10 protein-coding genes are annotated in these 12,215 nt (G+C 70.2%); 4 read left to right on the plus strand and 6 right to left on the minus strand.

The window, feature by feature from the left end:
* Positions 1-148: 148 nt before the first annotated feature.
* Positions 149-586 carry a hypothetical protein gene (locus ACFQVD_RS33745; protein ID WP_343962471.1) on the minus strand — a complete coding sequence of 146 codons (438 nt, stop codon included), beginning with the start codon at positions 584-586 and terminating at the stop codon, positions 149-151.
* 673 nt (positions 587-1,259) lie between these two features.
* Between ACFQVD_RS33745 and rfbA the strand changes: the two genes are divergently transcribed.
* From rfbA to ACFQVD_RS33765, 4 genes are all read left to right on the plus strand, one after another.
* Entirely contained in the window at positions 1,260-2,132 is an 873-nt protein-coding gene (rfbA, locus tag ACFQVD_RS33750; protein ID WP_343962473.1) for a glucose-1-phosphate thymidylyltransferase RfbA, read from the plus strand.
* 79 nt (positions 2,133-2,211) lie between these two features.
* Complete coding sequence (locus ACFQVD_RS33755; protein ID WP_343962476.1) at positions 2,212-3,357, plus strand: class I adenylate-forming enzyme family protein; 1,146 nt, start codon at positions 2,212-2,214, stop codon at positions 3,355-3,357.
* Complete coding sequence (locus ACFQVD_RS33760; RefSeq protein ID WP_343962478.1) at positions 3,354-4,877, plus strand: aromatic amino acid ammonia-lyase; 1,524 nt, start codon at positions 3,354-3,356, stop codon at positions 4,875-4,877. Before ACFQVD_RS33755 ends, ACFQVD_RS33760 begins: the two co-directional genes overlap by 4 nt.
* Complete coding sequence (locus tag ACFQVD_RS33765; RefSeq protein WP_343962481.1) at positions 4,874-5,800, plus strand: SAM-dependent methyltransferase; 927 nt, start codon at positions 4,874-4,876, stop codon at positions 5,798-5,800. Before ACFQVD_RS33760 ends, ACFQVD_RS33765 begins: the two co-directional genes overlap by 4 nt.
* A gap of 46 nt (positions 5,801-5,846) precedes the next feature.
* Here ACFQVD_RS33765 and ACFQVD_RS33770 read toward each other — a convergent pair whose 3' ends face one another.
* The 5 genes from ACFQVD_RS33770 to ACFQVD_RS33790 are packed head-to-tail and all read right to left on the minus strand — an operon-like array spanning position 5,847 to position 12,209.
* Positions 5,847-7,100 carry an activator-dependent family glycosyltransferase gene (locus ACFQVD_RS33770; protein ID WP_343962483.1) on the minus strand — a complete coding sequence of 418 codons (1,254 nt, stop codon included), beginning with the start codon at positions 7,098-7,100 and terminating at the stop codon, positions 5,847-5,849.
* 9 nt (positions 7,101-7,109) lie between these two features.
* Positions 7,110-8,348, minus strand: coding sequence for an activator-dependent family glycosyltransferase (locus ACFQVD_RS33775; protein ID WP_343962486.1), 1,239 nt, complete (start codon positions 8,346-8,348; stop codon positions 7,110-7,112).
* A 9-nt stretch (positions 8,349-8,357) separates the two neighbouring features.
* Positions 8,358-9,614, minus strand: a complete 1,257-nt coding sequence (locus ACFQVD_RS33780) for an activator-dependent family glycosyltransferase (RefSeq protein ID WP_343962488.1) — start codon at positions 9,612-9,614, stop codon at positions 8,358-8,360.
* Positions 9,615-9,618: 4 nt separating this feature from the next.
* The gene (locus ACFQVD_RS33785; RefSeq protein WP_343962490.1) at positions 9,619-10,908 is read right to left on the minus strand and encodes an activator-dependent family glycosyltransferase; all 1,290 of its coding nucleotides are present in this window, start codon (positions 10,906-10,908) and stop codon (positions 9,619-9,621) included.
* A 5-nt stretch (positions 10,909-10,913) separates the two neighbouring features.
* The gene (locus ACFQVD_RS33790) at positions 10,914-12,209 is read right to left on the minus strand and encodes an activator-dependent family glycosyltransferase (protein ID WP_343962492.1); all 1,296 of its coding nucleotides are present in this window, start codon (positions 12,207-12,209) and stop codon (positions 10,914-10,916) included.
* Positions 12,210-12,215 lie beyond the last annotated feature (6 nt).

The following is a 12,215-nucleotide window of genomic DNA, read 5'->3' on the forward strand; positions in this document are numbered from 1 at the left end:
CCTTCATGTTCGGTTCATCATCGCGAGCAGCACAGGGCGTCGGCCCGCGTGGTCCCGCGCGACGTCTTCTGTAGGGGCCCGGTCTGGTCGCCCCGGGCTGCGACATCCGGGGCGACGCGGTGCCTTCCCAAGTCGGTCGGCAACCGGATCAACCGATGGGCGGATAGGGCGGGGACAGGCTCCACGCCTGCAAGCCCGAGCTTCGATCGGTGGAGATGACAACCGGAAGGCCGTCCAACCGGGCCACCGTCATCGTCCGGACCACGTCGGGGTGGACGAACGGTGCGCCGATCTGCTTGCCGGTGGCCAGGTCCCGCACCCGCACCGTCATGTCTGTGCTGCCGGTGACGGCGACTGGGCGGCCGTTCAACTCCGTCACCGCCAACGCCTCCACTGCGGCGATGTGATCTGTGGCCTGCACATAGATCTGCGTGCCGAAGGGGGCGGTCGCCGCAGAACGGGCCGCCGGGGCAGAACCCTTGTCCGTGGTGGAACCACCGGGCGAGGAGGGCGTCTCGCGGCTGTCCGACTGCCAGAACAGGACGACCAAAATGGACACCGCAAGGGTGGCGACGGTCGCCAGCATGCGCCCTCTGACGGGACGGCGTGATGGGCCATCGGTGCTCGACGAGCCGGACTCGGGCATCAGATGCTCTTCTCCGGAGTGGACGTGACGGCTTCGACCAGGTCGGTCAGAGGAAGCTTCGAGTGCGCGGACGGATGAGACGTCGGGTGCGGTCCTATACAGCTCCAGCAGGCCGACGTGCGCCATCACCCTGCTCCGTCGATCTTGCTATTGGCTTGGAATCAGCTTGTGATCCCGGCGCTGGAGATCTGCCGGAAACCTGGCCATGCCCCCATCCGGCCCCGACCCCGGCGCCCGCATAGACCCGTGGCCTTGTTTTTCTGCCTGGCCGCTTGACCCCTCCGGCGGTTGCGTCCACGGAGGTGGTGTACGAGCACATCGGGTCCGTGCCGAACGACGGCCGGTCCCGATGGGCCGTTCGGGCGAGCACGCGGAGCGGGTTCGTGACATCTTCTCATCGCTTGCGGGAAATCCCTTGTGTGAATCGGATGCGGCTGTCGCTGCCGGGCCGCGGATTTCCGGAACGATGTGGTTGACAGCGAACCCGTCAACACGATAAACGGCATCGCTGTTTTCCGGGAAGGGATACGACCGGGTCGGCTGCTTGGCCGGCGGGCGAAACTCTGATTACTCTTGCGCTGCATTCATCCCGAAATCGAGGAGAGGACGGGTGATGAAGGGAATCGTTCTCGCCGGCGGTAGCGGTACGCGTATGTACCCCCTGACATTGGCTACGTCCAAGCAGCTGCTGGCCATCTATGACAAGCCAATGGTTTATTACCCGCTTTCCGTGCTCATGCTGGCCGGCATGCGGGACATTCTGGTGATCTCCACGCCGGATAGCCTCCCCGCGCTGCGCAACCTGCTGGGCGACGGGTCGCATCTGGGGCTCGACATCTCCTATGCCGAGCAGGCGGAACCGCGAGGAATCGCCGAGGCGTTCATCATCGGCGCGGACTACATCGGCAACGACCAGACGGCGCTCATCCTGGGCGACAACGTCTTCCACGGCGCGGGCTTCCCGCGAATCCTGCGGGCCTGTCGTACCAGGTTGAACGGTTGCACGATGTTCGGATACCCGGTGTCGGACCCGGAGCGGTACGGCATCGGCGAGGTCGACGGCAGCGGTGCGCTGGTGTCGATCGAGGAGAAGCCGCTCCGCCCGCGCTCGAACGACGCGATCACCGGGCTCTACTTCTACGACAACGACGTCGTGGAGATCGCCAGGGATCTGACGCCCTCGCCGCGCGGCGAGCTGGAGATCACGGACGTCAACCAGACGTACCTGAAGCAGGGGCGGGCCCACCTGGTCCGGCTCGGGCGGGGTTTCACCTGGCTCGACGCCGGCACGCACGACTCGATTCTGGCCGCGAGCCAGTACGTGCAGGTCATCGAGAAACGTCAGGGCGTCCGGGTGGCCTGCCTGGAGGAGATCGCGGTGCGCATGGGATACATCGACGCGGACGCCTGCCACCGGCTCGGCGCCGGGATGAAGAATTCGGAATACGGCCAGTACCTCATGGAAATCGCCCAGTCGCTCGGCTGAGCAGTACTGTCCCGCCAGCGGGACAGCAAATCCGATTCTTTCGTCTCTCTTTCCGCATGCCCGGGGCAAAGGAGTGGCCATGGATTATGCCGAGCTGAGCCCGGCCGAATTGCTTTCTCTTGAATTCACCGCGCCGGCGATGACCGACCGGGCCTGGCAGGTGCGCTGGGACCTCGCCGACCGCGATCCGGGGGAACTGGTGCTCGGCACCCTGCCGCCGACCATCGACTTTCACACCTCGGGGAGCACGGGTCCGAGCCGGTGCTGGCGGCGGCTGCGGGAGAACGTCTGGCTGGAGGCGGGCATGCTCGCCGAGCTGATCGAACCGGAGAAGCCGGAGGCGGTCATCTCCTGCGTTCCCCCGACCCACCTGTACGGGGCGCTGGCGAGCGTGCTGATCCCCGCCCATCTCCGGCTGCCGGTCTGGTACAAACCGACGTTCTACGGTGTCATGCCGCCCATCGAGCAGCGGCGGGTCGTGGTGGTGGCGACACCGTGGATCTTCACGTTGCTGTTGCAGCACATGAGCTGGGTCCGCGAGCTGGAGCACATCACCGTGCTGTACGGCGGCGCGATGCTCCCCGCGACGGCCGGGGAGTTCCTCGCCGAGGCGGGCCCGGACCGGGCGCTCATCGTGGAGGTGCTGGGCTCCACCGAGGCGGGCGGCATCGCGACCCGGCGCTGGCGGGAGGGCGAACCTCCCCCCTGGACCCTCTTCCGCGACGTGTCCTTCGCCGATCCCGAACCTGAACCCGCCGGATCGGACGAGGACGAAGAGGTACCGCTCGTGATCCGCAGTCCCCGGCTGGCCTTCCGGCCGGACGAGCGGCCGCCGCCGCTCTGGGAGGCGGACGACCACGTCCAGCCGCTGGACGAGCGGACGTTCCGGTTCGCCGGTCGCCGCACCCGGCTGGTCAAGGTGAACGGCCGCCGGATCAACCTGGACGAGGTCCAGCACGCGCTGCGCGCCGTGCTGGACTGCGAGGACCTCGCGGTCGTCCCCGTCGCCGACCGGATGATCGGCGAGCACGTCGACCTGCTGGTCGTGCTGAAGCCGGGCACGGAACTGGCCGACCTCGACCTGTCCGCCGCGTTCGACCGGATCGGGGTCCGCCCGAAGCGCGTGCACGCGGTGCCCAGGATCGAGCGGTCCGCGCTGGGCAAGGTGCGGCACCTCCAGACATCACCCACCACCGAGGCAACCGAAGCAGAGGTAGCGAAGTGACACTGACCGCCGAGATGACGAGCAGCGAGACGACCGGTGCGGCGTACCTGGCGGAGATCGCCAGGAGCGCCTCCTGGGATGGCCGGATCGATCCGTGCGACGACGCCGACATCGCCAGGATGGAGGCCAGCGCGGCGACCGTCGCGAAACATCTGGCCGCCGACCAGCCCATCTACGGCCTCACCCAGGGATTCGGCCCGCTCGTCACGTACGCCGCGGAGTCGGAGATGGAGCAGGGCAGCTCGCTGATCTCACACCTGGGCACCGGCCAGGGCAGGCCGCTGAGCCCGGAGGTGTCCAGGCTCGTCTTCTGGCTGCGCCTCAACAGCATGCGCCGGGGGTTCTCGGCGGTCTCGCCGGAGTTCTGGCAGACCCTGGCCGACCTGTGGAACGCCGGTTTCACCCCGGTGATCCCGCGGGACGGCACGGTCAGCGCGAGCGGGGACCTGCAGCCGCTGGCACACGCGGCACTGACGTTCACCGGATTCGGCGAGGCGTGGATGCGCGGCGCCGGTGGCGGCTGGGAGACGAGGCCCGCCAGGGAGGCCCTCGCGGCGCTGGGTGCCGAGCCGTTCGAGTGGCCGGTCAGGGAGGCGCTCGCCTTCGTCAACGGCACCGGCGCCAGCCTGGCGGTGTCCATCCTCAACCACCAGTCGGCGGTGCGGCTGGTCCGGGCGGCGGCGATGCTGACCGGCCGGCTGGCCACCCTGCTGCGGGCCAACAGCGAGCACTACGACGACGGCCACGCGTTCGCCCGCGGCCAGCTCGGGCAGCTCACGGCGGCCAGGTGGATCAGGCGGGAGCTGCCCGCGGGCCTGGTCAGGGACGAGCGGCGGCCGCTGCAGGAGCCGTACAGCCTGCGGTGCGCGCCGCAGGTGCTCGGCGCGGTGCTCGACCAGCTCACCTCGGCGGGTGACGTGCTGGCCAGGGAGGCGAGCGGTTGCCAGGACAACCCGATCGCCTACGAGGGCCAGATCCTGCACGGCGGCAACTTCCATGCCATGCCGGTCGGCCTCGCCTCCGACCAGATCGGGCTCTCCCTGCACATGGCCGCCTACCTGGCCGAACGGCAGCTCGGCCTGCTGCTCAGCCCGGCCACCAACGGAGACCTGCCGCCCATGCTCACGCCGAGGGCCGGCCGGGGCTGCGGGCTGGCGGGCGTGCACATCAGCGCGACGTCGTTCGTCTCCCGGATCAGGCAGGTCGTCTATCCGGCCTCGCTGACCACGCTGCCGACCAACGGCTGGAACCAGGACCACGTCCCGATGGCGCTCAACGGGGCGAACGCGGTGTCGGACGGCCTGGAGCTGGGCTGGCTGGCCATCGGCTCGCTGGCCCTGGGCGTGGCCCAGCTCGCCGTGATGGTCGGCGAGGAGCCCCAGGCCGACGGGATCTGGGCGGAGCTGGCCGAGATCTCCCCGCCGCTGGACGCCGACCGGCCGATGGCCCAGGAGGTGCGGGACGCCCGCGACCTGCTCGACCGGCACGCCGCCGCGGAGCTGGCCGGGAGCGGCGCATGAGTCTCGACCGGTTGCGGGCCAGGGCGCGCGACTTCACCGCCGCCCCCGGCTCGTTGACCACGCGCGACTTCCACCCGAACGTGGAAAGCACCAGGGCGGTGCAGGCACCGTCCGCCAAGCGGGTCGGGGAGTTCTACGACCGGAACGGCCGGGTGCTCACCGACATCTTCGCGGGCAGCATGCACCTCGGGTACTGGCTGGGCCCGGACGACGACAGCGATCTGAAGGCGGCCACCGAGCGGCTGACCGAAATCATGATCATCAAGCTCCGGGCCGGAGCGGGCGACACGGTGCTGGATCTCGGCTGCGGCACCGGCAAGCCCGCGGTGCGGCTCGCCAGGACGACCGGCGCGCGGGTGGTCGGCATCTCGGTCAGTACGGAGGACGTCGCGCAGGCCACCGCGCTGGCCCAGGCGGAGGGGGTGGCCGACCTGGTCGACTTCCGGGTCGCCGACGCGATGGACCTCCCGTTCGAGGCCGGCTCCTTCGACGCCGTGCTCGCCCTGGGCTCCATCCCGCACATCCTCGACCGGACGCACGTGCTGAAGCAGGTCGCCCAGGTTCTGCGGCCCGGCGGCCGGCTGGCCCTCACCGACGCCATCAAGCGGGGGAACGAGGTGGACGAGATGGCGGTGGCCATCCTGAACGAGGTGCTGGACGCCTGGCGGCAGGCGTCGCCGGTGCGCGCCAGTGACTACCGGCGGTTCGGGCGCGAGGCCGGTCTGGTCATCGACGAGATCACCGACATCACCGAGCACACGAAGTACACGTACCGGAAGATCTACGCGGAGATGGACGCGTACGGTGAGCTGCCCCCCGACATGGTCCGCATCCACGACCACGGCGAGGGTGTGGACTGGGTGGAGGTGGAGAACGGGCCGCAGCCCGACGGGATGATGATCGCGGTCGCGCACCGGCCGTGACAGCGGGGAACGGACCCCGGGGCACCGCGTCCCCGGGGTCCTTTCCCTATGGGCGGTGTTCGGCGACGAGCTCTTCCAGTTGCGGGACGAGCTCGTTGGGCGTGGGCAGCTCGTGCATCTCGTCCCGGAGCTCCTCGGCACGCTTCCGGAACGTCGGCTCGTCCAGCAGCCGGAGCAGGGCGTCCCGGACGGCCTGCCCGGTTCCGAGCTCGGAGGGAATGGCCAGCCCGGCGCCGTGTTCGGTCAGTGTCCTGCCCAGCAGCGGTCCCTCGAAGTGGTAAGGCAGGGCGAGCTGCGGCACCCCGTGCAGCGCGACCGTGCTCAGTGTGCCCGCCCCGCCGTGGTGGATGACCGCCGAGCAGGTGGGTACGAGCGCGTGCAGTGGCACGAAGGACACCAGGCGGGCGTTGGCGGGGACGCGGGCGAGCTTCTGCTGCTCGGCCTCGGCGATGGTGGCGACGACCTCGATGTCCAGGTCGGCCAGCGCGTCCAGGATGTCCTGCACGTTGGCGGCGTAGCCGGAGAACACGTCGGTGGCGGTCGTGCCGAGGGTGAGGGCGACGCGCGGTTTCTCGGGCGGCGCCCACAGCCACTTCGGGACGGCGGCGGGGCCGCCGTAGGCGACGTAGCGCATGCGCACGTTGTGCAGGCCGGCGGCGGTCACGCCGATCGGCGGGGGGAGCTGGTGGATGGTGAACTGGCCGGTGACCATGTCCTCGGTGAACTCGAAGCCGTACTTGCGGCCGTAACCGGCGAGCCACTCGCCGAGCGGATCGGCCGGCGTCTCCTGGAGCCGGAGGAAGTGCTCCCGCGCGGCGCCGAAGACGTCCGCGCTCCACAGCAGGCGGGCGTGCGCGGCGCCGCAGGCCTTGGCGGCGATGCTCCCGGCGGAGGTGAAGGGCTCCCAGATGATCAGGTCGGGCCGCCACTCGCGGGCGAAGTTCACCAGACCGGCGATCAACGGGAAGTTGTGCGGTTTCTGCTCATGCTGAACCGTGCCGCGATAGGCCTCCGTCATGGACTCTCCGGTGGCGCCCGCCGGATCCTCGGCGACCGCCCAGGGCATGGGCAGTCCGCCGCGTGCCTGCTCGAGCAGCGCCGGGTCCAGTTTCACGTCCCACCAGAAGTCGGCGTCGCGGCCGACGGGGACGGCGGTCAGTCCGGCCTGGGTGATGACGTCGGTGAAGGAGGGCTGGCTGGCGACCCGGACCTCGTGCCCGGCGGTGCGCAGCGCCCAGGCCAGCGGCACCGAGGGCAGGAAGATCGTTTTCTCGGGAATAGTGACAAACAGGACACGCATCGTGTCTCCTCAGCGGTGTTTCGCGGTGAGCTCTTCGAGCCGGGGGACGAGGTCGTTGGGGCTCGGCATCGCCTGGATCTCGTCGCGCAGGTCGGCGGCGCGTCCGGCGAAGGCGGGCTCGCCCAGCAGTCGGAGCACCCCGTCGCGGACGGTCACACCGGGACCCACCTGCAACGCGCAGCCCTGGGCCGCGAGCCCGCGCGCGATGATCGGCTCGTCGAAGTGGTAGCCCATGGTGAGCTGGGGGACCGCGTACCGGGCGCTGTTGAGCACGGTGCCGACACCGCCGTGGTTGACGACCGCCGAGCAGGTCGGCATCAGGGCGTGCAGCGGCACGTACGACACCAGCCGGGCGTTGTCGGGGACGGTGCCCAGCTTCTCCCGCGCCGAGTCGGCGATGGTGGCCACCACCTCGATGTCGAGGTCGGCCAGCGAGTCGAGGACGTCGCGCACGTCGACGGTGTATCCGGCGAACATGCCGGTGGCGGTGAGCCCGAAGCTGAGGGCGACGCGGGGCCGTTCCTGGGGAACCTGAAGCCACTTCGGCACCGTGGCGGCGCCGCCGTAGGGGACGTGGCGGATCGGCAGGTAGTCCAGGCCGGCCCGCATGCTCAGCGAGTCGGGCAGCAGGTCGACGGTGAAGTCGCCGGTGACCATGTCCTCGGTGAACTCGAAGCCGTACTTGCGGCCGTAGGCGCCCATCCAGTCCGCCACCGGGTCCTCGTCCCCCTTGAACTCCAGGAACCGCTCCCTGGTCACCCCGAAGACGTCGGCGCCGAACAGCATGCGGGCGTGCGCGGCGCCGCAGGCCTTGGCGGCGATCGGCGCGGCGTAACAGAACGACGACCAGACGATGAGGTCGGGCTTCCACTGCCGGGCGAAGTCGGCCATGCCCGCGACCATCGGGAAGCTCTCCGCCCGATCCCCCTCGGCCATGTCCCGGCAGGCCTGCAGCATGGTCTCCCAGGTGTAGCGATCGGGGTCCTCGGCCACGTCGTACGGCGCGGGCAGCCCGATCCGGACCTCCTCGAACTGGTCGCTCGTCATGCCGTACCACTGGAAGAGCCGCACGGTGTCGACGTCGCGGCCGATGGGGACGGCGGTCAGCCCGGCCTGGGTGATGACGTCGGCGAAGGCGGGCTGGCAGGCGACCCGGACCTCGTGCCCGGCGGTGCGCAGCGCCCAGGCCAGCGGCACCATGGGCAGGAAGATCGTCTTTTCCGGGACGGTGGCGAACAGGATGCGCATCGTGTCTCCTCAGCGGTGTTTCGCGGTGAGCTCTTCGAGCCGGGGGACGAGGTCGTTGGGGCTCGGCATCGCCTGGATCTCGTCGCGCAGGTCGGCGGCGCGCTCGCGGAAGCCGGGTTCGCCGAGCAGCCGCAGCACGTTCTCCCTGACGACCGCGCCACTCGCCTGATCGGCCGCGACGACCAGCGCCGCGCCCTGGTCGGCGACCTGCCGGGCGAACAGCGGTCCGTCGAAGTCCCACGGCATGGCGAGCTGGGGGACCGCGTTCCTGGCGGTGGTGAGCACGGTGCCGAAGCCGCCGTGGCTGATGACCACCGAGCAGGTCGGCGCCAGCGCGTGCAGCGGCACGTAGGGGACGAGGCGGGCGTTGGCGGGGACGCGGTCGAGTTTGTCCTGCTCGGTCGCGGCGATGGTGGCGACGACCTCGATGTCGAGGTCGGCCAGCGAGTCGAGGATCTCCTGCACGCTGACCGAGTAGCCCGCCTGGTGATCGGTGAGGCTCAGGCCCATCGTCAGGGCGACCCGCGGGCGTTCGGGGGCGGTCCACAGCCATTTCGGCACGACGGCGGGGCCGCCGTAGGGGACGTACCGCATGGGGACGTAGTCGAGGTCGGCCCGCATGCTCAGCGAGGCGGGCAACTGGTCGACGGTGAAGTGACCGGTGATCATCTCCTCGTCGAACGCGAAACCGTGCTTGCGGCCGTAGCCTTCCAGCCAGTCGCGGAGCGGGTCGGCCCGTTCGTCGCCGAGCCGCAGGAAACGGTCCCGGGTGAGGCCGAAGACGTCCAGGCTCCACGGCAGCCGGGCGTGGGCGGCACCGCAGGCCTTGGCGGCGATGGGCCCGGCGAAGGTGAGCGGTTCCCAGATGACGAGGTCGGGTCGCCAGTGCCGCGCGAAGTCCACCAGCCCGGCGATGATCGGCAGAGAGGCCGGCCGGTGCCACGACTGCTGCACCTCGGCGTACCCCGTGGTCAGATACTCCCGGGTGGCCTTCTCTGAAAATTCCACGACATCGTATGGCGTGGGAAGGCCGTAGGCGGGTTCCCAGGTCCAGTCCGGGAGGCGGGGGTCGCGGGCGAGCAACTGCCACAGGTCGGCGTCGCGGCCGACGGGGACGGCGGTGAGTCCGGCCTGGGTGATGACATCGGCGAAGGCGGGCTGGCTGGCGACGCGGACCTCGTGCCCGGCGGTGCGCAGCGCCCAGGCCAGCGGCACCATGGCCAGCAGGTGCGCCTTCTCCGGGTTGGCGGCGAACAGTACGCGCATGACGTCACCTCCCGCCGAGCATGGCGGGCCGCCGGTGCGACGCCACCCGCTCTTCGAGCTGGACCGCGATCTCGTTCGGGGTCGGCATCGCCAGCATCTCCTCACGCAACAGGTCCGCGCCCTGGCGGAACCGGGGTTCGTTCAGCAGCCGCAGCAGTCGCTCCCGGAGGATCAGACCGGTGGCCTGGCCGCTGTTGACGGCGAGACCGGCGCCCTGGGCGGCGATCCGCCTGGCCAGGGCGGGGCCGTCGCCGTCCCAGGGGACGGCCAGCTGCGGGACCGCGTTCAGCGCGGTGGTGGCCAGGGTGCCGAACCCGGCGTGGTGGATCACGGCGCTGCAGGTGGGGGCGAGGTCGGCCAGCGGTACGAACGGAACGAGCCGGGCGTTTTCCGGGACCGAGGCGAGTTTCCGCTGCTCCGCCTCCGCGACGGTGGCAACGAGCTCGATGTCCAGATCGGCCAGCGAGTCCAGGACGCTCCGCAGGTCGATCCCGTAACCCGCCCCGTGGTCGGCGGTGCTGAGCCCCATCGTCAGCGCGACCCTGGGGCGTCCAGGCCGCTCCCGCAGCCACGACGGCATGATCGCCGCGCCGCTGTAGGGTACGTAGCGCATCGGCAGGTAGTCCAGATCGGCGTCCATCCGCAGGGATCGCGGCAGCAGGACGATCGTGAACTGGCCGGTGACGAGGTCCTCGGTGAACTCGAAGCCGTACTTGCGGGCGTAGCCGCCCAGCCAGTCGGCCATCGGGTCGGCCCGCTCCCCGGGCGGCTGCAGGCCCTTGAGCCGCAGGTGGTGTTCGCGGGTCACGCCGAAGGTGTCCACGCTGAACAGCAGGCGGGCGTGCGCGGCGCCGCAGGCCTCGGCGGCGAGCGCGCCCGCGTAGGTGGTGGGCTCCCAGATCACCATGTCGGGCCGCCAGCTCCGGGCGAACTCCACCAGATCAGTGATCATCGGGACGTTGCTCATCTTGTGCCAGCGGCCGACCTGGATGTCGTAGCCGTCCTTGAGGTAGCTCCAGGTGACGTCCCGCGGGTGCCACTCGGCCGCGTCGTACGGGATGGGCAGCCCGTTGACCCCCGTCCCGATCCAGGTGAGATCCCGGTTCATGAGCTGCCACAGGTCGGCGTCGCGGCCGACGGGGACGGCGGTGAGTCCGGCCTGGGTGATGACGTCGGTGAAGGCGGGCTGGCTGGCGAAGCGGACCTCGTGGCCCGCGGTGCGCAGCGCCCAGGCCAGCGGCACCATGCTCAGGAAGTGTGTCTTCTCCGGGTAGGTGGTGAACAGCACGCGCATCCGCGTCACCGGGTCCCGCCGTGCTCGGCGACGAGTTCGAGCAGTCGCGGGACGAACGCGTTCGGGGTGGGCATGGCGAGGAACTCCTCGCGCAACCGGTCGGCGCCCTGGCGGAAGGCCGGCTCGTTCAGCAGCCGCAGCAGGTTCTCACGGACCACAGGACCGGTCGCCTTGGTGGCGTGCACGGCCAGACCGGCGCCCCGCGCGGCCAGCCGCTCGGCCAGGGCCGGCTGGTCGACGTCCCACGGCAACGCCAGTTGGGGCAGCCCCTGCAGGGCGGTGGAGGCGAGGGTGCCCACTCCGGCGTGGTGGATGACGGCCGAGCAGGTGGGCAGCAGCGCCTGAAGCGGTACGTAGGGCACCATCTTGATGTTGTCGGGGACCCGGCCGAGCTTGGCCTGCTCCTCCTTCACGATCGTGGCGATGACCTCGATGTCGAGGTCGCCCAGGGCATCGAAGAGGTCCCGCACGTCGACGGGGTAGCCGACGTCGCGGTCGGTGACGGTGAGCCCCATGGTGATGGCCACCCGGGTGCGCTCGGGCGGGGCCCACAGCCACTTCGGGACGACGGCGGCGCCACCGTACTGGACGTACCGGAGCGGGAGGTACTTCAGATCGGCCCGCATCCGCAGCGAGGGCGGCAGCATGTCGATGGTGAACTGGCCGGTGATCATGTCCTCGTCGAACTCGAACCCGTACCTGCGGGCGTAGCCGCCCAGCCAGTCGGCCATCGGGTCGGCGCGGTCCTCGACGGGTCGCTCGGCCCGCAGGCGCAGGAAGTGGTCCCTGGTGATGCCGTAGACGTCCGCGCCGATCAGCAGGCGGGCGTGTGCGGCGCCGCAGGCCTTGGCCGCGATCGCGCCCGCGTAGGTGGTGGGCTCCCAGATCACCAGGTCGGGCTGCCAGCTCCGGGCGAACTCCACCAGATCAGTGATCATCGGGGTGTTGCTCTGCTTGTGCCACTGGCGGATCTGCAGCTCGTACCCGGCGTGCAGGTAGTCCCAGGTGACGTCCTCGGCCGGCCACTCCGCCGCGGCGTACGGCGTGGGCCAGCCCACCTTTTTGCTGACGATCCCCTTACTCCTGGTGTCGGGCATCTGCCTGAGGCGGCCGAGGTACTGCCACAGGTCACGGTCGGCGCCGATGGGCACCGCCGTCAGGCCGGCCTGGGTGACGACGTCGGCGAACTTGGGCTGGACCGCGACGCGCACCTCGTGACCGGCGGTGCGCAGTGCCCAGGCCAGCGGCGCCAGCAGCAGAAAGTGTGTCCTTTCTGGATATGTCGTGAACAGGATGCGCATCGTGTC

It is taken from the genome of Streptosporangium amethystogenes subsp. fukuiense (assembly GCF_042665875.1).
GTDB classification, from domain to species: Bacteria; Actinomycetota; Actinomycetes; order Streptosporangiales; family Streptosporangiaceae; genus Streptosporangium; species Streptosporangium fukuiense.

What these genes read in the sequence shown, in the direction of transcription:
- ACFQVD_RS33785 (WP_343962490.1), bottom strand. Translation starts at nt 10,908, where the DNA reads ATGCGCGTGCTGTTCACCACCTACCCGGAGAAGACACACTTCCTGAGC.
- ACFQVD_RS33775 (WP_343962486.1), bottom strand. Translation starts at nt 8,348, where the DNA reads ATGCGCATCCTGTTCGCCACCGTCCCGGAAAAGACGATCTTCCTGCCC.
- ACFQVD_RS33765 (WP_343962481.1), top strand. Translation starts at nt 4,874, where the DNA reads ATGAGTCTCGACCGGTTGCGGGCCAGGGCGCGCGACTTCACCGCCGCC.
- rfbA (WP_343962473.1), top strand. Translation starts at nt 1,260, where the DNA reads ATGAAGGGAATCGTTCTCGCCGGCGGTAGCGGTACGCGTATGTACCCC.
- ACFQVD_RS33780 (WP_343962488.1), bottom strand. Translation starts at nt 9,614, where the DNA reads ATGCGCGTACTGTTCGCCGCCAACCCGGAGAAGGCGCACCTGCTGGCC.
- ACFQVD_RS33745 (WP_343962471.1), bottom strand. Translation starts at nt 586, where the DNA reads ATGCTGGCGACCGTCGCCACCCTTGCGGTGTCCATTTTGGTCGTCCTG.
- ACFQVD_RS33790 (WP_343962492.1), bottom strand. Translation starts at nt 12,209, where the DNA reads ATGCGCATCCTGTTCACGACATATCCAGAAAGGACACACTTTCTGCTG.
- ACFQVD_RS33755 (WP_343962476.1), top strand. Translation starts at nt 2,212, where the DNA reads ATGGATTATGCCGAGCTGAGCCCGGCCGAATTGCTTTCTCTTGAATTC.
- ACFQVD_RS33770 (WP_343962483.1), bottom strand. Translation starts at nt 7,100, where the DNA reads ATGCGTGTCCTGTTTGTCACTATTCCCGAGAAAACGATCTTCCTGCCC.